At 72.1% G+C, this 26,063-nt stretch carries 22 protein-coding genes; 20 read left to right on the top strand and 2 right to left on the bottom strand.

Going from position 1 to position 26,063, the window contains the following annotated elements; genetic code table 11:
* Positions 1–216: 216 nt before the first annotated feature.
* Positions 217–1,449: a DUF349 domain-containing protein gene (locus QUG93_RS01485; protein ID WP_289471840.1), complete on the bottom strand. Its 1,233-nt coding sequence runs from the start codon at positions 1,447–1,449 to the stop codon at positions 217–219.
* Between the two features lie 146 nt (positions 1,450–1,595).
* Entirely contained in the window at positions 1,596–2,402 is an 807-nt protein-coding gene (locus tag QUG93_RS01480; RefSeq protein WP_289471839.1) for a peptidylprolyl isomerase, read from the bottom strand.
* Positions 2,403–2,510: 108 nt separating this feature from the next.
* Between QUG93_RS01480 and QUG93_RS01475 the strand changes: the two genes are divergently transcribed.
* From QUG93_RS01475 to gmk, 20 genes are all read left to right on the top strand, one after another.
* The gene (locus QUG93_RS01475; protein WP_434533067.1) at positions 2,511–3,911 is read left to right on the top strand and encodes a replication-associated recombination protein A; all 1,401 of its coding nucleotides are present in this window, start codon (positions 2,511–2,513) and stop codon (positions 3,909–3,911) included.
* A gap of 259 nt (positions 3,912–4,170) precedes the next feature.
* Positions 4,171–4,800 carry a 30S ribosomal protein S4 gene (rpsD, locus tag QUG93_RS01470; protein WP_066654559.1) on the top strand — a complete coding sequence of 210 codons (630 nt, stop codon included), beginning with the start codon at positions 4,171–4,173 and terminating at the stop codon, positions 4,798–4,800.
* A gap of 130 nt (positions 4,801–4,930) precedes the next feature.
* Positions 4,931–5,113, top strand: coding sequence for a hypothetical protein (locus QUG93_RS01465; RefSeq protein ID WP_289471838.1), 183 nt, complete (start codon positions 4,931–4,933; stop codon positions 5,111–5,113).
* Between the two features lie 54 nt (positions 5,114–5,167).
* Positions 5,168–7,825 (top strand): alanine--tRNA ligase, encoded by a 2,658-nt coding sequence (gene alaS / locus QUG93_RS01460; RefSeq protein ID WP_289471837.1) that lies wholly within the window; start codon positions 5,168–5,170, stop codon positions 7,823–7,825.
* A gap of 8 nt (positions 7,826–7,833) precedes the next feature.
* Positions 7,834–8,277, top strand: coding sequence for a Holliday junction resolvase RuvX (ruvX, locus tag QUG93_RS01455; RefSeq protein WP_289471836.1), 444 nt, complete (start codon positions 7,834–7,836; stop codon positions 8,275–8,277).
* 89 nt (positions 8,278–8,366) lie between these two features.
* A complete protein-coding gene (gene mltG / locus QUG93_RS01450; RefSeq protein ID WP_289471835.1) occupies positions 8,367–9,935 on the top strand; it encodes an endolytic transglycosylase MltG in 1,569 nt (522 codons plus the stop codon).
* A 79-nt stretch (positions 9,936–10,014) separates the two neighbouring features.
* Entirely contained in the window at positions 10,015–11,235 is a 1,221-nt protein-coding gene (gene aroC / locus QUG93_RS01445; protein ID WP_289471834.1) for a chorismate synthase, read from the top strand.
* A complete protein-coding gene (locus QUG93_RS16000) occupies positions 11,232–11,939 on the top strand; it encodes a shikimate kinase (RefSeq protein ID WP_353067726.1) in 708 nt (235 codons plus the stop codon). Before aroC ends, QUG93_RS16000 begins: the two co-directional genes overlap by 4 nt.
* Positions 11,936–13,033, top strand: coding sequence for a 3-dehydroquinate synthase (aroB, locus tag QUG93_RS01435; protein WP_434533066.1), 1,098 nt, complete (start codon positions 11,936–11,938; stop codon positions 13,031–13,033). The genes QUG93_RS16000 and aroB overlap by 4 nt, the downstream gene beginning before the upstream one ends.
* Positions 13,034–13,194: 161 nt before the next feature.
* Positions 13,195–14,883 (top strand): ABC1 kinase family protein, encoded by a 1,689-nt coding sequence (locus QUG93_RS01430; RefSeq protein WP_289471833.1) that lies wholly within the window; start codon positions 13,195–13,197, stop codon positions 14,881–14,883.
* Between the two features lie 267 nt (positions 14,884–15,150).
* Complete coding sequence (efp, locus tag QUG93_RS01425; RefSeq protein ID WP_289471832.1) at positions 15,151–15,714, top strand: elongation factor P; 564 nt, start codon at positions 15,151–15,153, stop codon at positions 15,712–15,714.
* A gap of 9 nt (positions 15,715–15,723) precedes the next feature.
* Positions 15,724–16,209: a transcription antitermination factor NusB gene (nusB, locus tag QUG93_RS01420; protein ID WP_289471831.1), complete on the top strand. Its 486-nt coding sequence runs from the start codon at positions 15,724–15,726 to the stop codon at positions 16,207–16,209.
* 57 nt (positions 16,210–16,266) lie between these two features.
* Complete coding sequence (gene pyrR, locus QUG93_RS01415; RefSeq protein ID WP_289471830.1) at positions 16,267–16,878, top strand: bifunctional pyr operon transcriptional regulator/uracil phosphoribosyltransferase PyrR; 612 nt, start codon at positions 16,267–16,269, stop codon at positions 16,876–16,878.
* Positions 16,875–17,837 (top strand): aspartate carbamoyltransferase catalytic subunit, encoded by a 963-nt coding sequence (locus tag QUG93_RS01410; protein ID WP_289471829.1) that lies wholly within the window; start codon positions 16,875–16,877, stop codon positions 17,835–17,837. The genes pyrR and QUG93_RS01410 overlap by 4 nt, the downstream gene beginning before the upstream one ends.
* Complete coding sequence (locus tag QUG93_RS01405) at positions 17,834–19,189, top strand: dihydroorotase (protein ID WP_289471828.1); 1,356 nt, start codon at positions 17,834–17,836, stop codon at positions 19,187–19,189. The genes QUG93_RS01410 and QUG93_RS01405 overlap by 4 nt, the downstream gene beginning before the upstream one ends.
* Positions 19,186–19,728, top strand: a complete 543-nt coding sequence (locus tag QUG93_RS01400; RefSeq protein WP_289471827.1) for a PH-like domain-containing protein — start codon at positions 19,186–19,188, stop codon at positions 19,726–19,728. The genes QUG93_RS01405 and QUG93_RS01400 overlap by 4 nt, the downstream gene beginning before the upstream one ends.
* The gene (gene carA / locus QUG93_RS01395; RefSeq protein ID WP_289471826.1) at positions 19,728–20,927 is read left to right on the top strand and encodes a glutamine-hydrolyzing carbamoyl-phosphate synthase small subunit; all 1,200 of its coding nucleotides are present in this window, start codon (positions 19,728–19,730) and stop codon (positions 20,925–20,927) included. The genes QUG93_RS01400 and carA overlap by 1 nt, the downstream gene beginning before the upstream one ends.
* The gene (gene carB / locus QUG93_RS01390) at positions 20,927–24,205 is read left to right on the top strand and encodes a carbamoyl-phosphate synthase large subunit (protein ID WP_289471825.1); all 3,279 of its coding nucleotides are present in this window, start codon (positions 20,927–20,929) and stop codon (positions 24,203–24,205) included. Before carA ends, carB begins: the two co-directional genes overlap by 1 nt.
* Entirely contained in the window at positions 24,202–25,098 is an 897-nt protein-coding gene (gene pyrF, locus QUG93_RS01385; RefSeq protein ID WP_289471824.1) for an orotidine-5'-phosphate decarboxylase, read from the top strand. The genes carB and pyrF overlap by 4 nt, the downstream gene beginning before the upstream one ends.
* Positions 25,095–26,027, top strand: coding sequence for a guanylate kinase (gene gmk, locus QUG93_RS01380; RefSeq protein WP_434533065.1), 933 nt, complete (start codon positions 25,095–25,097; stop codon positions 26,025–26,027). Before pyrF ends, gmk begins: the two co-directional genes overlap by 4 nt.
* The last annotated feature ends 36 nt before the right edge of the window (positions 26,028–26,063 follow it).

Below are 26,063 nucleotides of genomic sequence, written 5' to 3'. Positions count from 1 at the left end.
CCGCTGCAGGAGCGTCGCGCGCCGGTGCTCGGGAGCCCGCGCCGTCGCAGGAGCTGGTGCGCCGTTGCGCCGTTGCAGCAGTGCGGTGCCCTCCCGGCGATGCCGGCTTCGGCCAGGCGGGGCGACGACGACACCGTCGTACGACGACGAAGACCCCGTGCCATGTGGCACGGGGTCTTCGCAGTCGTCCGGAGGCGGGCGGACCCGCGCGGGGGGTCAACCGCCGAGTGCGTCCAGCCAGATCTTCCGGGCGTCCAGGGCTTCCTGGGCCTCCTTGATGCGTCGGGAGTCGCCGGAGGCCTGCGCGGACTCGAGCTCCGACTGGAGCTTCCCGATGGCGTCCTCGAGCTGGCTCGCCAGGCCCGTCTGCCGGGCCTTGCGCTCCGGGTCGGAGGCCTTCCAGTGCTCGTCCTCCAGGCTGCGCACGTGGTCCTCGACCGCACGGAGCCGGTCCTCGATGCGGCGGACGTCCCCGCGGGGGACCTTGCCGATCTCGTCCCAGCGGCGCTGGATGTCGGTCAGCGTGCGGCGCGCGGCGACGCGGTCCCGCTGCTGCAGGAGCGGCTCGGCCTCGGTCAGCAGGGCCTGCTTCGCGACGAGGTTCGCGGAGAACTCCTCGTTCTCGACGGCGGCCTCGGCGTGGCGCTGTTCGAACAGCACGTCACCGGCAGCCTTGAAGCGTGCCCAGAGTGCGTCGTCGTGGCGCTTGCCGGCGCGGCCGGCCCGCTTCCAGTCGTCGAGCAGCTCGCGGTACGCCGGGATGCCGTCCGAGCCGCGCGAGGCGAGCGCCTCGGCCTGCTGCACGAGCTCCTGCTTGCGATTGCGGGCGTCGCGGTGCTGGGCGTCGAGCTCCGAGTAGAACGCGCGCCGGTGCTGGTCGACGGTCGAGCGGGCGGCGCGGAAGCGCTTCCAGAGCTCGTTGGCCTCGTTCTTGGGCAACCGGGGCCCGTCGTGCTGGTGCTGCTGCCACCGTGCGAAGACGTCGTCGAGCTGCGCGGTGATCTGCTTCCACTGCGCTCGAGCCGGGTCGACGGCGGCGAGCGACTCGGCCTCCTCCACCAGTGCGCTCCGGTACGCGAGTGCCTCGGTGAGAGCCTGCTGCGCCTGCGCGCTCTGCTCCTTCGTGAGCGTGCCGACCTGCTCGGAGAGTGCCGCCACGCGGTCCTCGAGCGACTTCAGGTCGCCGACGACGCGTGCCTCCGACACCTGGGCACGGAGGTGCTCGACGGTCCGGCCGACGTCGTTCGCCGAGGCGCCGCGCTGTGCGCGCTGCTCGGCGATCTTCACCTGTCCCTCGAGGTCGGCGTACTTGCGCGCGAAGTACGCGAGGGCCTCGTCAGGGGTGGCGTCCGGGTACTCACCGACCGCCTTCTCGGTGTCCTCGTACCGGACGTACACCGTCCCGTTCTCGTCGACCCGGCCCCAGGTCGTTGCTTCGTCAGGTCCCACAGGTCTCGCCTCGATCGTGGTCGTGCATCACCGACGTCCCCGTCGGCACGGTCAGATCGTCAGCCTATTGCACGCAGGGGTCCCCGCGACCAGCGCGACGTGCGGCCTGTGGACGAAGGCCAGCACCCGACCGTCGGCGTGACCGGTCAGTCGGCCTCGCGCACGGTCGCCCCGGTGATCTTGGTCGCGACCTCGGGCTCGCCGCTGCCGTCCGAGCCCGCCGACGTGATCCCCTTCGACGTGATCTCCGACTCGAGGTCGTCGAGGCCGCTCGTGACCCTGCCGACGACGGTGTAGCCGCCGCTCGACCCGTCGAGCGTGGTGTCCCCGTAGACGATGAAGAACTGCGTGCTCTGCGAGTACGGCGAGGACCCGCGGGCGATCGCCAGCGTGCCCTTCGCGTACCGCCCGTCGCTCGGCACGTTCTCGAGCGGTCCGTACTCGAACCCGGCGTCGCCGGTGCCGTCGCCGTTCGCCGACCCGCACTGCAGGAAGCGGAAGTCGGCACGGTCGGCGAGCCGGTGGCAGGTCGTGCCCTGGTAGAACTGCTTGCGGATCAGGTCGATCTCGACGCTCGCGGCCTGCGGCGCCTTCGCTCCGTCGAGCTCGAAGCCGAGTTCGACGTCGTCGTTCAGGGTCAGCGTCCCGGTCCAGGTCCTGCCGTCGGCGATGCCCTTGCTCGGCACCTTCCCGGTGTTCCCCGCGGTGGCGCTGGCGGACGGCGTGGGGGTCCCGGTCGCGCTCGCACCCGACCGGGCCGGTGCCTGCGCGCCGGCGAACACCAGCTGCGACCCGGTGGCCAGCGCCGCGACGAGCACGAGCACCACGACCCCGACGACGTCGTCCCGCACGCGACGGCGTCGCTGCCGCTCGTGCAGGCCCTGACGAGCCTGGTACAGACGGAGCCGCTCACGCGCCTCGCGGTTGTCACGCGCCTGGTTCTTCGGTGCCACGGTGCTGATCGGACCTCTCGTCGACTGTGCCGACGAGCGTAGCGGACCGCTGGGTGCGCCCAGCCGGGAGGCACGCGGCACGTCGGTGGGTCGGCCTACGATTGACCCATGGCGGATCGATCGGGCATGCGTGCGCCCACGACCGGCGGTCGCGCCGGCTTGGCGCAGGGCTCCGTCCCGCTCGCCGTGCGCATGCGACCGACCAGCCTCGACGAGGTCGCCGGGCAGCAACACCTGCTCGGACGGGGGAGCCCCCTCGTGCAGCTCGCCACCGGCACGCGCGAGAACCCGGGTGGGGTCTCCGTGATCCTCTGGGGGCCGCCCGGCACCGGCAAGACGACGCTGGCACAGGCGATCGCCCGGCAGTCCGGCCGCGAGTTCGTCGAGCTCTCCGCCGTGACCGCCGGTGTCAAGGACGTGCGCGAGGTCATGGAGAAGGCCCTCACGCACCGTGACCTCTACGGCTCGACGACGGTGCTCTTCCTCGACGAGATCCACCGCTTCAGCAAGGCCCAGCAGGACGCGCTGCTGCCGGGGGTCGAGAACGGCTGGGTCATCCTCATCGCGGCCACCACCGAGAACCCGTCGTTCTCCGTCATCTCACCGCTGCTGTCCCGGTCGCTGCTCCTCACGCTCAAGCCCCTCACCGACGAGGACCTCGGCATGCTCGTGGACCGCGCGGTCGAGGACCCGCGCGGGCTCGGCGGGTCCGTCGTGCTCGGGGACGACGCCAGGGCCGCCATCGTCCGGTTGTCGTCCGGTGACGCACGGCGCGCCCTGACGGCACTCGAGGCGGCAGCGTCGTCGGCGCTGGCCGCGAACGACGACGACCACGACGAGGACGACGCGTCGCTCGACGGCGTCGAGACCGTCCCGCTCGTGGACGCGGACACGGTGGCGGCCGCCGTCGACCGTGCCCTGCTCCGCTACGACCGCCAGGGCGACGAGCACTACGACGTCATCAGCGCCTTCATCAAGTCGGTCCGGGGCAGCGACGTCGACGCCGCGCTGCACTACCTGGCCCGGATGATCGAGGCGGGCGAGGATCCCCGGTTCATCGCGCGACGGATCATCATCTCCGCGTCGGAGGACATCGGCATGGCCGACCCGCAGGCCCTGCCGATCGCGGTCGCCGCGGCGCAGGCGGTGCAGCTCATCGGGATGCCCGAGGGGCGGATCCCGCTGGCCGAGGCCGTGGTCTACCTGGCGACGGCCCCCAAGTCGAACGCTGCGTACAACGGGGTGAACGCCGCGATCGCCGACGTGAAGGCCGGGCGGATGGGCGTCGTGCCGACACACCTGCGGGACGCGCACTACCCGGGGGCGAAGCGCCTCGGTCACGGGAAGGGCTACGTGTACTCGCACGACGCCGAGCACGGGGTGGCACGACAGCAGTACCTGCCCGACGCCCTCGAGGGCACCGAGTACTACGCGCCGACCGGCAACGGGTACGAGCGCGAGGTCGGACCGAGGCTCGAGCGCCTCCGCAGGATCACCCGCGGCGAGTGACGCTTCACGAAGGCCCCGGATGCTGCTAGCATCAACGGGCCTACGTCCTGGTCCTCGCGTGCGGCTGCGCCGAGGACAGAGTCCCGCTCCGGCGGTACGGGGACAGAGGTTCGGACTGTAGCCGTCCGATCCCACAGGCTCATCCCTCTGGATCCCGTCGCCGGGACCGAACCGCCCGCGCGCCCTGTGCCGACTGCCCAGAGCCCGCGGAGGCACGGTGCCCGTCGAGTCATTCAGTTCAGACAGAGAAAAGGACCCTGTGTCTACCAAGTCACGCACCCGCAGCAAGACCCGTCTCTCGCGCGCGCTCGGCATCCCGCTGACGCCGAAGGCGGCCCGTTACCTCGAGAAGCGCCCCTACGGCCCCGGTGAGCACGGCCGCACCCGCCGTCGTGCGGACAGCGACTACGCCGTCCGCCTCCGTGAGAAGCAGCGTCTGCGCGCCCAGTACGGCATCCGCGAGAAGCAGCTCCGCATCGTCTTCGAAGAGGCCCGCAAGACGAAGGGCCTGACCGGTGAGAACCTGGTCGAGCTCCTCGAGCAGCGCCTCGACGCCCTCGTGCTCCGTGCCGGCTTCGCCCGCACCACCGCGCAGGCCCGTCAGCTGATCGTGCACCGCCACATCCTCGTCGACGGCAAGCTCGTCGACCGCCCCTCCTTCCGCGTCAAGGAGGGCCAGATGATCCACGTCAAGCAGCGCTCCGAGTCGCTCGAGCCCCTCCAGGTCGCCGCCGCCGGTGGTCACCTCGAGGTCCTGCCGAAGGTCCCGGGCTACCTCGAGGTCGAGATCGAGAAGCTCCAGGCCCGCCTGGTCCGTCGCCCGAAGCGCGCCGAGGTCCCCGTGACCTGTGAAGTGCAGCTCGTCGTCGAGTACTACGCAGCTCGCTGATCCACCGATCACACCCGGACGGCGGGTCGTCCTCTCAGGAGGGCGGCCCGCCGTTCGGCGTACCCGGGGCCCTGCGCCACTACACTCGTTCGGGCACGCACCGCTCGCGTGCACGACAGGGAGAGGCACCGTGAAGCAGCTGTTCTTCGTCGCCGTCGGCATCGTCATCGGGTTCGCCGCGGCGCACCGGATCGCGAACACGCCCCGCGGAGCGCGCTTCTTCGCGGACGTCGACGCCCGGACGAAGGCCTTCACCGGCGCCGTGGCCGACGGGTACCGCTCCCGCGAGGCCGAACTCCGCACCGACGGCTGACCGCTGCGTCGCCCACGCCTCACACCCTCCCGCCGACCTGAATCAGGAAGCACCATGCAGACCGCAGAGATCCGCCGCCGTTGGCTCCAGTTCTTCGGCGACCGCGGACACACCGTCGTCCCGTCCGCGTCGCTCGTCTCGGACGACCCCTCGCTGCTCTTCACGGTCGCCGGCATGGTCCCGTTCATCCCGTACCTGACCGGGCTGATCCCCGCGCCGTACCCGCGCGCGACGAGCGTGCAGAAGTGCATCCGCACGAACGACATCGAGGAGGTCGGCAAGACCCCTCGGCACGGCACGTTCTTCCAGATGAACGGCAACTTCTCGTTCGGTGACTACTTCAAGGAGCAGGCGATCCAGTACGCCTGGGAGTTCCTGACGTCACCGGAGGCGGACGGTGGCCTCGGGTTCTCGGCGGACGACCTCTGGGTCACCGTCTACGAGGAGGACGACGAGGCGATCGCGTTCTGGAAGGCGCACTCGTCGCTGCCGGACGACCGCATCCAGCGTCTCGGTAAGGACACCAACTACTGGTCGACCGGACAGCCCGGCCCCGCGGGCCCCTGCTCCGAGATCTTCTTCGACCGCGGCCCTGCTTACGGCCAGGACGGCGGCCCGGCGACGGACGACGACCGGTACGTCGAGATCTGGAACCTCGTGTTCATGCAGTACCAGATCGCCGACGTCCGCTCGAAGTACGACTTCGCGATCACGGGCGAGTTGCCGAACAAGAACATCGACACCGGCATGGGTCTCGAGCGCGTCGCGTTCATCAAGCAGGGCGTCGACAACATGTACGAGATCGACCAGGTCCGTCCGGTGCTCGACCGGGCGGCCGCGATCTCGGGCCGCGAGTACGGAGCCGTGCACGAGGACGACGTCCGCATGCGCGTGATCGCCGACCACGTCCGCTCCTCGTTGATGCTCGTCGCCGACGGCGTGACCCCGTCGAACGAGGGCCGCGGGTACATCCTCCGCCGCCTGCTCCGTCGCACCGTCCGCGCGATGCGCCTGCTCGGTGTCGAGGGCGCGACCTTCCCGGAGCTGTTCCCGGCGTCGCGCGACGCGATGCAGGGCGCGTACCCCGAGGTGGCGAGCGACTACGACCGCATCGCGCGCACCGTCTACGCCGAGGAGGAGACGTTCCTCCGCACCCTCGCGCAGGGCACCACCATCCTCGACGTCGCCGTCGAGCGCGCGAAGCAGGACGGCGCCCCGGCGATCGGTGGCGACACCGCCTTCCTGCTGCACGACACCTTCGGATTCCCGATCGACCTCACCATGGAGATGGCGGAGGAAGCGGGCGTGCAGGTGGACCGTGGCGCGTTCGAGACGCTCATGTCCGAGCAGCGTGCCCGCGCCAAGGCCGACGCGAAGAGCAAGAAGACCGCCCTCGCCGACCTCAGCGTCTACAGCGCCTTCCGGGCGAAGGGCGAGACCGTCTTCCTCGGCTACGACGCGCTCGAGGCCGAGTCCGCGGTGCTCGGCATCATCGTCGACGGCGTCAGCGTGGACCGCGCGGTCGCGGGGGACATCGCCGAGGTGATCCTCGGCGAGACGTCGCTCTACGCCGAGTCGGGCGGCCAGGACGCCGACCAGGGCTCGATCGTCGGCAACGGCTTCGACCTCGAGGTGCTCGACGTCCAGCGCCCGGTCACCGGCCTGTGGAGCCACACGGTCCAGGTCCGCTCCGGCGAGGTCGGTGTGGGTGACGCCGCCACGACGATCGTCGACGCGGAGTACCGTCGCGGAGCCACGCAGGCGCACTCCGCCACGCACCTGGTCAACGCGGCGCTCCGCGACGTGCTCGGGCCGGAGGCGCTCCAGGCGGGCTCGTACAACAAGTCCGGCTACATGCGCCTCGACTTCTCGTGGTCGCAGCCGGTCTCGGGCGCGACCCGCTCCGAGATCGAGGAGGTCGTGAACACGGCGATCCGGTCCGACCTCGAGGTCTCCACGCGGATCATGCCCCTCGACGAGGCGAAGGCCCTCGGCGCACAGGCGCTGTTCGGCGAGAAGTACGGTGCCGAGGTCCGCATGGTCGACATCGGCGGCCCGTGGTCCCGAGAGCTGTGCGGCGGTACCCACGTCGCGTCGAGCGCGCAGGTCGGGCTCGTCAACCTGGTGGGGGAGTCGAGCGTCGGCTCGACCAACCGCCGCGTCGAGGCGCTCGTCGGCCTCGAGGGCTTCCGTGACCTGGCGGTCGAGCGCACCATCGTGTCGCAGCTGTCGAGCGCCCTGAAGGCCCCTCGCGAGGACCTGCCGACCCGGGTGCAGGGTCTGATGGAGGACCTGCGCGCGGCCCAGAAGCGGATCGCGGAGTTCGAGTCGGCGAACCTGCAGCAGCGCGTCCCGTCGATCGCCCGCCAGGCGACGACCGTCGGTGCCACCACCGTCGTGGCCGAGACCGTCGACGGCCTGCAGTCGGGCGACGACCTGCGATCGCTCGCCACCGGTGTCCGCGGGCAGCTCGGTGACGGCGCCGCGGTCGTGGTGCTCGGCGCGGTCGTGGCCGGCAAGCCCGTCGTCATCGTCGCCACCAACGACGCAGCCCGCGCAGCCGGGGTCCAGGCGGGTCCGCTCGCCAAGGAGGCCGCGGGCGTCCTCGGCGGTGGGGGTGGCGGCAAGCCGGACCTCGCGCAGGGCGGTGGCACCGACGCGACGGCGCTCCCCGCGGCGCTGCGTGCCGTGACGGCGCGTCTGGCCGGCTGACCGTGGCGATGCGACCGGGCCGACGGCTCGGCATCGACGTCGGCCGGGCACGCATCGGTGTCGCCGTGTGCGACCGGGACGGTCTGCTGGCCACGCCGGTGGAGACGGTCCGGCGGGACGACGCGACCGACGTGCAGCGGATCGTCGAGCTGGCGGACGAGTACGACGTGCTCGAACTGGTCGTCGGTCTGCCGCTGTCGATGTCGGGCGACGACACGCCGTCGACCGCGGACGCCCGGTCCTTCGCGGAGCGGCTCGCCGCTCACCGGGCCGTCCGTCTCGTCGACGAGCGCCTGTCGACGGTGACCGCACAGCGCGGACTGCACCAGGCGGGACGGAACACGAAGCAGTCCCGGGCCGTGATCGACCAAGCGGCCGCTGTTATCATTCTGCAACACGCGCTCGACCACGAGCGTGCGTCCAGCGCCGCTCCCGGCGCCACGCTCCCCTGACCGACCGGCCCCGGGGCGGGTCGGGAGACCGTCGTTCCCGGACCGGCGGGGCCCAGGTGGAGCCCCAGACCCGAGAGACCGAGGATCCGTTGGCAGACGACCTGGACTGGAACGCGATCATCGCGCCCGGCAACGACGCCGAGCGACGACGACGCGCCACCGACCCCGCGGCCGAGACCGACCGGCCGATGTCGCGGCGTGAGGCGAGGGCGGCCGAGGCCGACGCCGCTGCCGCAGCCGCTGCCGCTGCCGCTGCAGAGCGTGCCCGATCGCAGGACACCGCGGCGCCCTCGCCGCACGACCCGGCCGGCGGTGCACGCGAGCAGTCCGGTGGTCGGCCCGTCTCGCCCGCGGACGCTCCGGTGGCGCGGTCACACGACGAGCTCCACCCCGAAGTGCAGGCGCTCCTCACCGGTGAGGTCCCCGCGCCCGACGCCGACGAGGTGCGGAGTGCTCGCGGCGGCGGCGCGGGTGCCGGCGCAGCCGGTGGGCACGGCGGGTCCGGGCGCGGCGGTGGTGGCACGGGAGGCACCGGGGGCGACGGACGGGGCGGCGGAGGCCGTGCCTCCCGGCCGCAGCGCGAACCGCGCCCGAAGCGACGTCGGGGACCGCTCGTCGCCGGGATCCTGATCGTCGCGGTGGTCGTGGGCGGCGGTGTGGGTGCGTACGCGTTCGCGGCACCGAAGGTGCAGCAGCTCGTGGGCGCCCTCGGCGGCGCGAAGGAGCCCGACGACTACACGGGGAGCGGCACCGGCAAGGTGACCATCACCATCAAGCAGGGCGACATCGGCGAGGACGTCGCGAAGACGCTGCAGCGCAGCGGTGTGGTGAAGAGCTCGCAGGTCTTCTACAAGCTGCTGCTGGCGACGCCGGACGTGCAGTTCCAGCCCGGCTCGTACGCCATGAAGAAGGAGATGAGCGCGAAGTCGGCGCTCGACGCGCTGCAGGACGACGACAACCGCGTGCAGGCGTCCATCGTCATCCCCGAGGGCACGGCACTGAAGGACATCGAGGCCGGCATGGTCTCGAAGGCCGGACTGACCGCGGCCGAGGTGTCGGCCGCGGCGAAGGACGTGCAGGCGTACGGGCTGCCGGCGAACGCCACCACGCTCGAGGGCTGGCTGTTCCCCGCCACGTACCCGATCAACCCGGGTTGGACGGCGAAGCAGTACTTCCAGTCCATGGTCGACACGATGAAGCAGCACCTGGCCGCTGCGGGCGTCGCGGAGGCGGACCAGGAGCGCGTGATCGTCTTCGCGTCGCTCGTGCAGAAGGAGGCCGGTCTGGCCGCCGACTACCCGAAGGTCGCCCGGGTGTTCCAGAACCGGCTCGACATCGACATGCCACTGCAGTCGGACGCCACGGTGGCGTACGGGACGGGCAACACGCACACCGTCACCACCACCGACGCCGAGCGCGCCGACGCGGGCAACCGGTACAACACCTACGTGCACAAGGGCCTGCCGCCCGCGCCGATCTCGAACCCCGGCGACATCGCCATCAAGGCGGTCACGCAGGAGGCGACTGGGAACTGGCTCTACTTCGTCACGGTCGACCTGGAGACGGGCGAGACGGTCTTCTCCGACACGTACGCGCAGCACCAGGTGGCCGTGAAGCAGTTCCAGGCCTGGCTCCGGGCGCACCCGGACTACCAGTAGCCGCAGTCGCCGCACGGGCCGTGCGCGCGGGGGTACCAGCCCGCGTCGCACGGCCCGACGCTGTGGGAGGATGGTCGACATGCTTCGTTGGTTGACCGCTGGTGAGTCCCACGGACCCGAACTCGTCGCGATGCTCGAGGGCCTGCCCGCTGGCGTCCCGGTGTCGTTCGAGTCGATCCGCACCGACCTCGCGCGACGCAAGCTCGGCTACGGGCGGGGCTCGCGCATGAAGTTCGAGCAGGACGAGCTGCACGTGTCCGGCGGCGTCCGCCACGGGTACTCGCTCGGCAGCCCGATCGCGATCCGCATCGGCAACACTGAGTGGCCGAAGTGGGTCGAGGTGATGAACCCGGAGCCCGTCGAGTCCACCGAGATGTCGCGCGGTCGCAGCGCGCCCCTGACCCGACCGCGTCCGGGCCACGCCGACCTGGTCGGCATGCAGAAGTACGGCTTCGACGAGGCCCGACCGATCCTCGAGCGTGCCTCGGCCCGCGAGACCGCGGCTCGGGTGGCGCTCGGCGCCGTCGCGAAGTCCTTCCTGTCCGAGCTGGGCATCCGTTCGGTGGCGCACACGCTGCAGGTCGGCACCGTGCGGGTCCCCGACGGCACCGACCTGCCGCTTCCCGACGACGTCGACCGCCTCGACGAGGACCAGCTCCGGTGCTTCGACGCCGAGACCTCGGCACGGATGGTGACCGAGGTCGAGGCCGCGAAGAAGGACGGTGACACCCTGGGCGGCGTCGTCGAGGTCCTCTTCTACGGCGTGCCGCCGGGGCTCGGCTCGCACGTGCAGTGGGACCGGCGGCTGGACGCCCGGCTCGCTGCGGCGATCATGGGCATCCAGGCGATCAAGGGCGTCGAGGTCGGCGACGGCTTCGCCACCGCGGGTCGCCGTGGCTCCGAGGCGCACGACGAGCTGTACCGCGAGGACGGCCAGATCGTCCGTACGAGCGACCGCGCCGGCGGGACCGAAGGTGGCATGTCGACCGGCACCGTGCTGCGCGTCCGCGCCGGCATGAAGCCCATCGCCACCGTGCCGCACGCGCTCCACACGATCGACGTCGCCACCGGCGAGGACGCCTCCGCGCACCACCAGCGCAGCGACGTGTGCGCCGTGCCCGCCGCCGGGGTCGTCGCCGAGGCGATGGTCGCACTGGTGCTGGCCGACGCCGTGCTCGAGAAGTTCGGCGGCGACAGCCTGGTGGAGACGAAGCGGAACCTCGACGCCTACCTCGCCTCGATCCCGGAGACCCTGCGCTCGCGTCGCACCGAGGCCGCCGAGCACTCGACCGCCCGGTGAGCGGCACCGACGCGTCGAGGCGGGCCACCAGCGCCGGCACCGCACCCGTCGTGGTCATCGGGCCGATGGGCGCCGGCAAGTCGAGTGTGGGCAGACGGGTCGCGAAGGCCCTCGGCGTCCCGTTCACCGACACGGACCGGGTGATCGCGCGGGAGCACGGTCCCATCCCGGGCATCTTCGCCGAGCGCGGCGAGCCGGTGTTCCGGGTGCTCGAGGCCGAGGCCGTGCGCGTCGCCCTGGCGGCCGGCGGCGTGATCGCCGTGGGCGGGGGAGCAGTGACGCACCCGGACACCAGGGCCCAGCTCGCCGGCGCACGCGTCGTGCTGCTGACGGTCTCGCCCGAGGCCGTCGCCGACCGGATCGCCGGCAGCGACCGTCCGCTGCTGGCGCAGGGCGGCATCGACGCGTGGCAGTCGATCCTCGACGCCCGGGCCGCGACCTACGCCGAACTCGCCCACGCCACGTTCGACACGTCGAGGCGGCCGATGTCCCACGTCGTCCGTGACGTCGTGGCCTGGCTCACCGACACGACCGGCACCGATGCGGCCGGTACCGATGCGACCGGCACCGCCGCGGCCGGCACCGCCGCGACCAGCACCGACGAGAACAGCACCGACGAGACCAACGCTGACGAGACCAACGCTGACGAGACCAGCGCCGGCACGGGCAGCCGCCCGCAGTCGACCACCGGAGGGACACCGTGACCACGTCGAACCTGCCCGAGGGCACCACCGAGATCCGCGTCGGCGGCGCCGACGGCTACCCGGTCGTGGTCGGCAACGGCCTGTTCGGATCGGTCGCTGCGCTCCTCGGTCCCCGCGTGGCCAAGGTCCTGATCGTGCACGCTCCGACACTCGGCGCGCGCGCGAACGACCTGCGCGCCGTCCTGGTCGAGGCCGGGCTCGACGCGCTCATCGCCGAGGTTCCGGACGCCGAGGCCGCGAAGCGCGTCGAGGTCGCCGCCTTCTGCTGGCAGGTCATGGGACAGGCCGACTTCACCCGCACCGACGCCGTCATCGGGCTCGGCGGCGGCGCCGTCACGGACCTCGCCGGCTTCGTCGCCGCGACCTGGCTGCGGGGCGTGGCCTTCGTCGCCGTCCCGACCAGCGTCCTCGGCATCGTCGACGCGAGCGTCGGCGGCAAGACCGGGATCAACACGAACGAGGGCAAGAACCTGGTGGGCGCCTTCCACCACCCGCGCGCCGTCGTGGCCGACCTGGACCTGGTCCGGACGCTGCCCAGGAACGACGTGCTGACCGGCTTCGCGGAGATCGTGAAGGCCGGCTTCATCGCCGTGCCCGAGATCCTGGACGTCATCGAGGCGGACGTCGACCGGGCGACCGACCCGACCACACCCGAGTTCCGCCGGGTGGTGGAGCTCGCGATCGCGTTGAAGGCCGAGGTCGTGGCGGACGACTTCACCGAGCAGGGGCGGCGTGAGGTCCTGAACTACGGGCACACGCTCGGCCACGCCATCGAGCACGCGGAGCGCTACCAGTGGCGGCACGGTGCCGCGGTGTCGGTCGGCATGGTCTTCGCGGCCGAGCTCGCGCGACTCACGGGGCACCTGGACGACGCCACGGTGGACCGGCACCGCTCGATCCTGGAGTCGCTCGAGCTGCCGACCTCCTACGGGATCGGGCGGTGGGAGGGGCTGCTGGCGACCATGCGTCGTGACAAGAAGGCGCGCGCCGGCATGCTGCGGTTCATCATCCTCGACGGGGTCGGCAAGCCGGTCACCCTCGAGGGGCCGGAGGACCACCTGCTGTTCACCGCGTACCAGGAGGTCGGCGTCTAGTCGACCTCGTTCGGTCGCCCACGGATGCGGTGTCCGTGTCGGGGGGCGAGCGGTCAGACCGAGCGCGTCGAGGACCCGGGCCGATCTGTGGACGGTGCGTCGCGCCTCCAGGCTGTGCAGGAGCGGGGCGGGACCGCGGGGCGGGGGAGCAGACTGGCTCGGTGCCCACCCCGCCCCGCCTGAGCGACCTCGGCCAGCAGGACGTCGCCGTCGGCAGCCTCCGGTCCCGCGCCCGCCGTGCCGCCGAGCTGCTCGCGATCGCCCGCCGCCACGAGCTCGTCCCGTTCCGCCGGCTCGACTTCACCCGCGACCCCGAGACCGCCGACCTGCGGCGGCGGCAGGCCGAGCACCTCCGCCGGGCGCTCGAGGAGGCCGGTGGCGGGTTCGTCAAGATGGGCCAGCTGCTGTCGACGCGCGACGACCTGTTGCCCGACGAGTGGACCGAGGGGCTCGTCCACCTGCAGCGCAGCGTGCGGCCCGCCGACCCGGCCGCGGTCGTCGCGCTGCTCGAGGAGGAACTCGGGGCTCCCGTCGACGAGGTGTTCGCCACCTTCGACCCGGAGCCGGTGGCCGCCGCGTCCATCGCCCAGGTGCACCGCGCCACCCTGCGTGACGGCACGGTCGTCGCCGTCAAGGTGCAGCGGCCGGGCATCGACCAGGCCGTGCGCCGCGACGTCGACATCGCCCTGCGGGTGGTCCGCTTCCTCGCGCGGACGAGCGCCGAGGCGCGCCAGGTCGGCGTGGCGGACGTGGCACAGCAGTACGCCGACGACCTCGTCCGGCAGGTCGACTTCACGGCCGAGATGCGCAACCTGACGGCCCTCCGCGCGGCCCAGGCCCGGAGCGCCCGCCCCGACGCGGTGGCGTTCCCCGAGCCGTACCGGGACCTGTCCGGGCGCCGGGTGATGGTGATGGAGTACCTGGAGGGCGAGACGCTGAGCGCGCTCCGGGCGGCCGGCGCGGGGGAGGACCTCGACGCCCCGATGCGTGCGGTGCTCGACGCGTTCCTGCGGCAGGTCGTCTTCGACGGGATCTACCACGCCGACCTCCACCCCGGGAACGTCGTGCTGCTGCCGGACGGTCGCCCGGCGCTCATCGACTTCGGGTCGGTCGGGCGGCTCGACCCCGGCCTGCGGTCGACCGTGCAGGACCTGCTGGCGGGGTACATCCAGGACGACACCGAGCGGATCGCCGACGCGGTGATGCGGATGGCACCGGTGCGGGACGCCGAGGACGAGCCCGACTTCCGCCGTGACATCGCCGCGTTCGTCGCGGACGAGCTCGGCCCCGGTGCCCGGATCGGCGTCGAGACGGTGGACGACGCCGTCGCGGTGTTCGGGCGGTACCGGCTCAAGCCCCCGCCGGACTTCGTCGCGGCCGCACGTGCGCTCGCGATCTTCGAGGGGACGCTCCGCAGTCTGGCGCCGTCGTTCGACCTGCTCGAGGAGTCCCGTGACCTGGCACGGCGGCAGATCCGCGACCAGCTCCGACCACGGGCGGTCCGCGACCTCGCGCTCCGCGAGCTCTTCGGCGTGGTGTCGACGGTCCGGAAGTTGCCGCGCCGCGTCGACCGGATCGGCGAAGCCCTCGAGTCGGGCAGGCTCGCGGTCAACATCCGGCTCTTCTCGGACCGGCGCGACCGCGAGGTCGTGTCCGGGCTCGTCCGCCGCGTGCTGCTCGTGCTGCTCGGCGCGGGGGCCGGCGTGCTCGCGATCGTGTACCTCGCGACGCCGGCACGGCCGACCGCGGTGCTGAGCACGGGGGCGGCGGGCGGCATCCTCGGCGGCACGGCCGTCGTGCTCCTGGTGTGGGCCGCGGTCGATGCCTGGCGTGCGCGCCGACGACGCTGACACCGCCCGGGAGCGGACGGCCCGGGCCGTCGACGCCGGCACCGCCCGGGAGCGGACGGCCAGCGCCGTCGACGCCGGCACCGCCCGGGAGCGGACAGCCCGCGCCATCGGCGCCGGCGCCGACGCGGCCAGGGGCCCGGCACGCGCCCGGGGTGGTGGGCACCCGTCCGCTACACTCGTCGGGGCGTCGACACGGGCACGGCCCGCCGACACCGGGACCGGACGCACGTCCGGGAGACCTTCACAACACCATCGAACGGAAGACCCATGGCGAGTACCACTGACATCAAGAACGGCGCCGTTCTCATCATCGACGGGCAGCTCTGGTCGGTCGTCGAGTTCCAGCACGTCAAGCCGGGCAAGGGCGGCGCGTTCGTCCGCACGAAGCTCAAGAACGTCGTGTCGGGCAAGGTCGTCGACCGCACGTTCAACGCCGGTGCGAAGATCGACACCGCGACCGTCGACCGTCGTGACTACCAGTACCTGTACCAGGACGGCGAGTCCTACGTCTTCATGGACACCGACACCTACGACCAGGTCCCGGTCTCCGAGACCGTCGTCGGTGACGCGAAGAACTACCTGCTCGAGTCGGCGATGGTCACCATCGCGATGAACGAGGGCAACCCGCTCTACATCGAGCTGCCGACCTCGATCGTCACCGAGGTCGAGACCGAGCCCGGTCTGCAGGGCGACCGTTCGTCCGGCGGCACCAAGGACGCGACGATCATCGCGACCGGCCACCGCATCCAGGTCCCGCTCTACCTGGACAACGGCACCACCGTGAAGATCGACACGCGCGACGGCAGCTTCCTCGGCCGCGTCAACTCCTAGGCGCGCTGCATGAGTGCTCGTTCGAAGGCCCGCAAGCGCGCCCTCGACATGCTCTACGTGGCGGAGGTCCGTGAGCTGCCGATCGCTGACGTCCTGGCCACCGAGACCGTGCGGCACCTGGACCAGCCCGAGCGCGCCTCGAGCTGGGACTACGCCCGCCAGATCGTCACCGGCGTGGACGACGACCGCCCGGCGATCGACAAGGTGATCGTCGAGCACGCGCAGGGCTGGTCGATCGCCCGCATGCCGGTGCTCGACCGCTGCATCCTGCGGATGGGCGTCTGGGAGCTCCGGTACAACCCGGAGGTCCCGGACGCGGTCGCGATCGCCGAGGCCGTCGAGCTCGCCCAGTCGCTCTCGACGGACGACTCGGCCGGCTTCGTGAACGGCGTCCTCGGTGCCGTCGCCGGTGGCCGTGCGCCGTCGTCGAAGGGTGCGGACCACGGTGCCGCACCGTCCGGTCGGACGGTCGCAGGGGACCAGGAGTCCCGGTAGGGTTGACCACGTCAGCGTCCTTTAAGTCCGTCCGGTGAGGCGGGGAAGGAGGTCGGCGTGGGTACCAGAACGGTCCTGCAACACACCGACATCACGCGTGCTCTGACACGCATCGCGCACGAGATCCTCGAGGCCAACCACGGCGCCTCGGACCTCGTGCTCCTGGGCATCCCGACGCGGGGAGCCGTCCTGGCCGAGCGGCTCGACCGCGTCCTGGCCGACATCGAACCCGACTGGGCAGCGGACCGCGACCAGCGGCTCGGCACACTCGACGTGACGATGCACCGGGACGACCTCGGCCACGGCATCGGTCGGGCGCCGCACCGCACGACCATCCCGACGAGCGGCATCGACGGCAAGGTCGTCGTGCTCGTCGACGACGTGCTGTACTCCGGCCGCACCGTCCGGGCCGCGCTCGATGCCCTGCAGGGCATCGGGCGCCCCCGGGCGGTCCGGTTGGCGGTGCTCGTCGACCGTGGGCACCGGCAGCTGCCGATCCGTGCCGACCACGTGGGCAAGAACCTGCCGACGGCGTCGGACGAGCGGGTGACGCTGCGCCTGACCGAGACCGACGGCAGCGACGAGGTCGTCATCGAGCAGCCCGAGCAGCCCGAGCAGCCCGAACGGCCCGAGCAGCCCGAACGGCCCGAGCGGGAGGTCGCGCCGTGAAGCACCTCCTCTCCACCGCCGACCTCTCCCGCGACGAAGCCGTCCACGTCCTCGACGTCGCCGAGGAGATGGCCGAGGTCGCCACCCGCGAGGTCCGCAAGCTCCCGGCACTGCGGGGCAAGACCGTGGTGAACCTCTTCTTCGAGGACTCCACGCGCACGCGCATCTCGTTCGAGGCCGCCGCCAAGCGCCTGTCCGCCGACGTCATCAACTTCGCCGCGAAGGGGTCGAGCGTCTCCAAGGGCGAGTCCCTGAAGGACACCGTGCAGACCCTCGGCGCGATGGGCATCGACGGCATCGTCATCCGGCACCCGGCCTCGGGGGCCCCGCGCGTCCTCGCCGAGGCGGACTGGATCGACGTCCCCGTGGTGAACGCGGGCGACGGCACCCACGAGCACCCGACGCAGGCGCTGCTCGACGCGTTCACGATGCGCCGACGCCTGCACGGCACCGCGAGCCGCGGCAAGGCGCTCGACGGCATCCGCGTGACGATCGTCGGCGACGTCCTGCACAGCCGGGTCGCCAGGAGCAACGCCTGGCTGCTCCGCACGCTCGGCGCCGAGGTCACCTTCGCCGCTCCGCCGACCCTGCTGCCCGCGGTCGACCGGCCCTTCGGAGCCGCCGTGCACCACGACCTCGACGTCGCCCTCGCCGAGGACCCGGACGTCGTCATGCTGCTCCGCATCCAGCAGGAGCGGATGAACGACGCCTTCTTCCCGAACCCCCGCGAGTACACGCGCCACTTCGGCCTGACGGCGGCCCGGACGGCAGCCCTGTCCGAGCGCACGCTGATCATGCACCCCGGGCCGATGAACCGTGGCCTCGAGATCGCCGGCGTCGCCGCCGACGACCCGCGCTCGACGGTCGTCGAGCAGGTCGCCAACGGTGTCTCCGTCCGCATGGCCGTCCTGTACCTCGCCCTCACCGGCGAGCACGAAGCGAAGGAGTCCGCCGCATGACCGCCCACCTCATCCGCGGCGCGCAGCTGGTCGACGGCTCGCGTGCCGACATCCGCCTGGAGGCACGGCGCATCACCGCGGTCGGGTCCGGTCTCGACACGGCCGGCGCCACGGTCGTCGACGCGGACGGGCTGATCGCCCTGCCCGGTCTCGTGGACCTGCACACCCACCTGCGCGAACCCGGCTCCGAGGAGTCGGAGACCGTCCTGACGGGCTCGCGGGCCGCGGCCGCCGGCGGCTTCACCGCCGTCAACGCGATGGCGAACTCGTCGCCCGTCGCCGACACCGCGGGCGTCGTCGAGCAGGTGCAGGCGCTCGGCGACGACGCCGGCTACGTCACCGTCCGCCCGATCGGTGCGGTGTCGCAGGGCCTGCAGGGCACACACCTGTCGGAGATCGGGGCGATGGCGACGAGTCGCGCGAAGGTCCGGGTGTTCTCGGACGACGGCTCGTGCGTCGCGGATCCGCTGCTCATGCGTCGGGCGCTCGAGTACATCAAGGGCTTCGGCGGGGTGCTCGCGCAGCACGCCCAGGAGCCGCGCCTGACGATCGGTGCGCAGATGAACGAGGGCCGGCTGTCGTCGGAGCTCGGACTCGCGGGCTGGCCGGCCGTCGCGGAAGAGGCGATCATCGCCCGCGACGTCCTGCTCGCGGACCACGTCGGTGCGCGCCTGCACGTGTGCCACGTCTCGACCGCGGGCAGCGTCGAGGTGATCCGCTGGGCGAAGTCGCGCGGGATCGACGTCACCGCCGAGGTCACGCCGCACCACCTCGTGCTCACCGAGGACCTCATCGCCGGGGTCGACGGCGCGCCCGGGTACGACGCCCGCTACAAGGTGAACCCGCCGCTGCGCTCCCGCGAGGACGTCGACGCGCTCCGCGCCGCCCTGGCCGACGGCACGATCGACATCGTCGCCACCGACCACGCTCCGCACACCGCCGAGGCGAAGTGCTGCGAGTGGCCGGCCGCCGCGAACGGCATGGTCGGTCTCGAGTCGGCGCTGAGCGTCGTGCACGCCGCCGTCGTCGAGTCCGGCCAGCTCGGGTGGGCCGACGTCGCCCGCGTGCTGTCCGAGGCGCCGGCTCGCATCGGCCAGGTCGACGGCCACGGCCGGGGCATCGCCGAGGGCGCCCCCGCCGAGCTGACGCTGTACGACCCCGCCGTGGTGCGGGAGTTCTCGGTCGACGACCTCGCCGGCCAGTCGCAGAACTCGCCGTACCTCGGCATGCGCCTGCCCGGACGGGTCGTCGCGACCTTCCACCAGGGGTACCCGACGGTCCTCGACGGCCGGCTCACCGACGCCGGGACGGTCGCCGCGCGCGCGGCGGCGGCACGGGCGGCGAGCGCGTGAGCGGCGACGCGCTGCGCTGGCTCGAGGGCGCGGTCGTCCTCGCCCTGGTCGCCCTGCTGTTCGTCGCCATGGCGCGCAGCTGGCGGACGCGGGCCAGGAGGCAGGCGGATGCCGTGCCTCCCGTCCCGGTGCCGGCCGGGCTGGGACCGGCGGCCGGGTCGTGGGACGGGTTCACCGTCGCGACGACCCGCGCCGACCAGCCGCTCGAGCGCATGACGGCAGGCGGCCTGGGCTTCCGCGGGCGCGGCGGCGTGACCGTGCACGACACCGGGGTGGTGCTGCACCACGCCGGGGTCGCGGACCGCTGGATCGCGGCGGCCGACGTCCGCGGTGCCGACCGGGCCACCGCGGCCATCGACCGCGTGGTCGAACCCGGGGGGCTGGTCCGTCTGCGATGGACGGCGACCGGCGCCGCAGGTGCGACGGACCTCGACACCTACTTCCGGTTCCCGGAGGGCGACGCAGCAGCACTCGCCGCCCTGCAGGGACTGACGACGACGCACGAACCCCCGCACACCGCGGGCGAAGGGACGAACTGATGACACGCGAACGGGCCGTACTGGTCCTCGAGGACGGCACCCGCTACGACGGACGGGCGTACGGCGCCCGCGGCCGATCCCTGGGAGAGGTCGTCTTCGCGACCGGCATGACCGGGTACCAGGAGACGCTGACCGACCCGTCCTACGCCGGACAGATCGTGGTGCAGACCGCGCCGCACATCGGCAACACGGGCGTCAACGACGAGGACCCCGAGTCCCGTCGCATCTGGGTCGCCGGGTACGTGGTGCGCGACCCCAGCCGGGTGGTGTCGAACCACCGCGCGAACGCCACGCTCGACGACCACCTGGTGCGCGACGGCATCGTCGGCATCTCCGGCATCGACACCCGTGCGCTGACCCGCCGCATCCGCGACGCCGGCGCCATGAAGGGCGGCGTCTTCAGCGGTGCGGACGCGGACCTGTCCGCCGACGAGCAGCTGCGTGCCGTCCGCGAGCAGGCCGCGATGACGGGCGCGAGCTTCTCGTCGATCGTGTCGACGCCGGAGACCTACGTGGTCCCCGCCGTCGGCGAGCAGATCGGCAAGCTGGCGGTGCTCGACCTCGGGGTCAAGGCGTCGACCACCCGGTACCTGGCGGAGCGCGGGTTCGAGGTGCACGTGGTGCCGCAGGACATCACCGCCGCGTCCCTCGAAGCCCTCGCGCCGGACGCCCTCTTCTACTCGAACGGCCCCGGTGACCCTGCGGCGTCCGACGCCCAGGTGTCGCTGCTGCAGGAGTCCCTGAAGACCGGCCGTCCGTTCTTCGGCATCTGCTTCGGCAACCAGCTCCTCGGCCGCGCGCTCGGCTTCGGCACCTACAAGCTGCCGTTCGGCCACCGTGGGATCAACCAGCCGGTGCTCGACACCGTGACCGGGAAGGTCGAGATCACGAGCCAGAACCACGGCTTCGCGGTCGACGCGCCCCTCGGCGAGGTCATCGAGTCGCCCGCCGGGTTCGGACGGGTCGAGGTCTCGCACTACTCGCTGAACGACCAGGTCGTCGAGGGGCTCCGTGCGCTCGACGTGCCCGCGTTCAGCGTGCAGTACCACCCCGAGGCCGCCGCCGGCCCGCACGACTCCATGTACCTGTTCGACCGGTTCGCGGACCTGGTCCGTGCGCGTCGCGAGGGCAGGCCGCTCGATGCGGCCACCGCCGACGCCACGACCCCCGCAGCAGACATCACCAAGGAAGCGAACTGATGCCCAAGCGCGCAGACATCAACTCCGTCCTCGTCATCGGCTCGGGCCCGATCGTCATCGGTCAGGCCGCCGAGTTCGACTACTCCGGCACGCAGGCGTGCCGCGTGCTCCGCTCCGAGGGCGTCCGCGTCATCCTCGTCAACCCGAACCCGGCGACGATCATGACCGACCCCGACTTCGCCGACGCGACGTACATCGAGCCGATCACGAGCGCCTCGCTCGAGGAGATCATCAAGATCGAGCGTCCGGACGCCGTGCTGCCGACGCTCGGCGGGCAGACCGCCCTGAACGCGGCGATCAAGCTCGACGCCGAGGGCATCCTCGCGAAGTACGACGTCGAGCTCATCGGCGCGAAGGTCGACGCGATCCAGCGCGGCGAGGACCGGCAGCTCTTCAAGGAGCTCGTGCTCGAGTCCGGCGCCGACGTCGCCCGCAGCCACATCGCGCACACCCTCGACGAGGCCAAGGAGTACGCCCAGGACCTCGGGTACCCGCTCGTCGTGCGGCCGTCCTTCACGATGGGCGGTCTCGGCTCCGGCTTCGCGTACAACGAGGAGGAGCTCGTCCGCTTCGTGGGCGACGGCCTGCAGTCCAGCCCGACCACCGAGGTGCTCCTCGAGGAGTCGATCCTCGGCTGGAAGGAGTACGAGCTCGAGCTCATGCGGGACAACTACGACAACACCGTCGTGATCTGCTCCATCGAGAACGTCGACCCGGTCGGCGTGCACACCGGCGACTCGATCACCGTCGCCCCCGCGCTGACGCTGACCGACCGCGAGTACCAGAACATGCGGAACATCGGCATCGACATCATCCGTCGCGTCGGCGTCGACACCGGTGGCTGCAACATCCAGTTCGCCGTCGACCCGTCGAACGGCCGCCTGATCGTCATCGAGATGAACCCGCGCGTCTCCCGCTCGTCGGCGCTCGCGTCGAAGGCGACGGGCTTCCCGATCGCGAAGATCGCCGCGAAGCTCGCCATCGGGTACCGCCTCGACGAGATCGAGAACGACATCACCCGCGTGACGCCGGCGAGCTTCGAGCCGACGTTGGACTACGTCGTCGTGAAGACCCCGCGCTTCGCGTTCGAGAAGTTCCCGGCGGCAGACGCCACGCTCACCACGACGATGAAGAGCGTCGGCGAGGCGATGGCCATCGGCCGGAACTACGCCACCGCCCTGCAGAAGTCGCTCCGCTCGCTCGAGAAGCGCGGCTCGTCCTTCCACTGGGACACCCCGGCGGCCGAGCTCGACAAGGACGCCCTGCTCGAGGAGTCGAAGACCCCGACCGACGGTCGGATCGTCACGGTGCAGCAGGCCCTCGTCGCCGGCGCCACCGCGGACGAGGTCTTCGAGGCCACGAAGATCGACCCGTGGTTCATCGACCAGATCGTCCTCATCAACGAGGTCGCGGACGAGGTGCGCGCCGCGGAGACGCTCGACGCCGACACCCTGCGCTGGGCGAAGGAGCACGGGTTCAGCGACGCCCAGATCGCCTCGCTGCGGGGGATCTCCGAGCAGGAGGCGCGCGACGCCCGACACGCCGAGGGCATCCGTCCGGTGTTCAAGACCGTCGACACCTGCGCCGGCGAGTTCCCGGCCCTCACGCCGTACCACTACTCGTCGTACGACACCGAGACCGAGGTCGCCCCGAGCGACCGGAAGAAGGTCGTCATCCTCGGCTCCGGTCCGAACCGCATCGGTCAGGGCGTCGAGTTCGACTACTCGTGCGTGCACGCCTCGTTCGCGCTGTCGGACGCCGGCTACGAGACGATCATGATCAACTGCAACCCGGAGACGGTCTCCACCGACTATGACACCTCGGACCGGCTGTACTTCGAGCCGCTCACCACCGAGGACGTCCTCGAGGTCATCGAGGCCGAGGCCGCGTCCGGCGAGCTCGTCGGCGTCGTCGTGCAGCTCGGCGGCCAGACCGCCCTCGGGCTGGCGAAGCCGCTCGAGGCCGCGGGCATCCCGATCCTCGGCACCACCCCGAGCGCGATCGACTCCGCCGAGGAGCGCGGGCAGTTCGCCGCGATCCTCGAGCAGGCCGGTCTGCTCGCGCCGCGCAACGGCACCGCGCACGACCTCGCCAGCGCGACCGCGGTGGCCGAGGAGATCGGCTACCCGGTCCTCGTCCGCCCGTCCTTCGTGCTCGGCGGGCGCGGCATGGAGATCGTCTACGACCCGTCCGCCCTGGCGGACTACTTCGACCGGATGGCCGACCAGGCGATCATCGGCCCGGACCTGCCGCTGCTCGTCGACCGGTTCCTCGACGACGCGGTGGAGATCGACGTCGACGCGCTCTTCGACGGGGAGCGGCTGTACGTCGGCGGCATCATGGAGCACATCGAGGAGGCCGGCATCCACTCCGGCGACTCGGCCTGCACCCTGCCGCCGGTCGGGCTCGGCAAGGCCGAGATCCGTGGCGTGGTCGAGGCGACCGAGAAGATCGCACGCGGCATCGGTGTTCGTGGCCTGCTCAACGTGCAGTTCGCGATCGGCGCCGGCGTGCTCTACGTCCTCGAGGCCAACCCCCGCGCCAGCCGCACGGTCCCGTTCGTGTCGAAGGCGCTCGGCATCCCGCTCGCCAAGGCCGCCTCGCGCATCATGACCGGCACGTCGATCGACGCGCTCGTCGCCGAGGGCCTGCTGCCCGAGCGCGACGGCTCCTCGGTGCCCGCGCAGGCGCCGGTCGCCGTCAAGGAGGCCGTGCTGCCGTTCCGTCGCTTCCGCACCCACGACGGCCAGGTGGTCGACTCGGTGCTCAGCCCGGAGATGCGCTCCACTGGCGAGGTGATGGGCATCGACCGCGACTTCCCGCGCGCGTTCCTCAAGTCGCAGGACGCCGCCTACGGCGGCCTGCCGACGAGCGGCACGGTCTTCGTGAGCGTCGCGGACACCGACAAGCGCCAGGTGGTGCTGCCGGTGCACCGCCTGCAGCAGCTCGGCTTCACGATCACCGCGACCGAGGGCACCGCCGAGGTGCTGCGTCGGAACGGCATCGAGGTCACCCTCGTCGGCAAGTACAGCGAGGGTGGCGAGAGCGTCGTCGACCTGCTCGCCCGCGACGCGGTCGACATCGTCATCAACACCCCGTCCGGTGCCGCCGGTCGTGCGGACGGCTACGAGATCCGCGCGGCCACCGTCGCTGCGGACAAGCCGCTCTTCACGACCATCGCGCAGCTCGGCGCGGCGGTGGCGGCGATCGAGACGATCGGCACGCCGCTCTCGGTGCGCAGCCTGCAGGACTACGCGCTCGAGCGCGCGACCTGGTGACCGTCGACGTGTCGACGGCCCAGCCGGGAGGCGCGCCCTCCTTCGGTGTCCGGCTCGCCGCCGCGATGGGGGAGCGTTCCCCCCTGTGCGTCGGCATCGACCCCCACGCCGCCACCCTGGCGGCGTGGGGGCTCGGGCGCGACGAGCAGGGCCTGACCGCCTTCGGCGCGACCCTGGTCGACGCGGCCGCAGGCCGCGCCGCGATCGTCAAGCCGCAGATCGCGTTCTTCGAGGCGGCGGGCGTCGCTGGCTACCGCGCGCTCGACGCGACCCTGCGTCGTGCGCGTGATGCGGGCCTCCTGGTCGTCGCCGACGTCAAGCGGGGCGACATCGGCTCGACCGGTGACGACTACGCGCTGGCGTGGTTGGACCGCGACGGGCCGTTCCGAGCGGACGCGATGACGGTCTCGCCGTACCTCGGGTACGGGGCCCTCGCCGGCACGGTCGACGTCGCCCGTCGCAACGGCGCGGGCGTGTTCGTCCTCGCCGCGACGAGCAACCCGGAGGCGCGCGTGCTGCAGACCGCCGTGCTCACGGAGGGGCCGCGTGCCGGGCGGTCCGTCGCGGCCGGTATCGTCTTCGACGTGGCAGACGACAACCGGACCGGCGGCGAGCAGCCGCTCGGGGACGTCGGGCTCGTGCTCGGCGCCACCCTCGACCTCGACGACTTCGGCATCGACGCGGACGCCATCGGCAACGCGCCGGTGCTCGCGCCGGGCTTCGGTGCCCAGGGCGCCCGCATCGAGGACCTGCGCGCCCGGTACGGTGCGCGGGCCGAGCAGGTGCTCGTGAACGAGTCGCGTGGCCTCCTGACGGACGGACCCGAGGGTGTCGCCGCCCTCGTGCAGGACCGTGCCGACCGCATCCGCCGGGCCCTCGGGGCTGCCGCGTGACGGACGAGACGCCCGCGGTCCCCGACCGGAGCGAGCTGCCGGCACACCGCAACCCGCCGGAGGTCGACCGCGTCGCCGCTGCCCGTGCTGCGGTCGCCGCGCGGCGAGCCCGTGCTGCCGTGAAGGCACAGGTCGCCTCGGGGGAGCGCAGCGCCCTCGAGGTCGCCCGCGCCGCGTGGTCCGACGACGACCTGCCTGCCGAGAAGTCCCTGCGGGTGCGGGACCTGCTCACCAGCATCTCCGGCATCGGACCGGCCCGTGCCGAGGCCGTGATGGGGGAGCTCCGCATCGCCCCGTCCAAGCGGCTCGGCGGGCTCGGTACGCGCCAGCGGTCCGCCCTGGCCGACTGGCTCGCCGCGCGCGGCCGGAAGCGCGGAGCGTCGAAGCTCGTCGTCCTGGCCGGTCCGACGGCCGTGGGGAAGGGCACGGTGAGCGCGTACATCCGCGAGCAGTACCCGGACGTCAACCTCAGTGTCTCGGCGACCACGCGCAAGCCCCGCCCGGGCGAGGTGGACGGGGTGCACTACTACTTCGTGGACGACGACGAGTTCGACCGGATGATCCGCGACCGCGAGCTCCTCGAGTGGGCGGTCGTGCACAACTCGTACCGGTACGGCACGCCGAGGCCGCCGATCGACCGCGCGCTCGACGCCGGCGACAAGGTGATGCTCGAGATCGACCTGCAGGGTGCCCGGCAGGTGCGCGACGCCATGCCCGAGGCCGTCCTCGTGTTCCTGCTGCCGCCCACGTGGGAGGAGCTGGTCCGCCGGCTCATCGGCCGCGGCACCGAGTCGGCCGAGGAGCAGGCCCGTCGGCTCGAGACCGCGAAGGTCGAACTCGCCGCGCAGGACGAGTTCGACGTGCGCATCGTGAACTCCCATGTCGGCACGGCGGCACGCGAGGTCGTAGACTTGTTCACTGCGCCCTAGCCGGGAGCGCCCGTGCCCCCCGGGGCGCGCACCATC

The sequence above is a fragment of the Curtobacterium caseinilyticum genome, from assembly GCF_030363035.1.
GTDB lineage: Bacteria > Actinomycetota > Actinomycetes > Actinomycetales > Microbacteriaceae > Curtobacterium > Curtobacterium caseinilyticum.
Note: the sequence above shows the minus strand (reverse complement) of the source record. Positions and strands in the feature narration are given on the sequence as shown.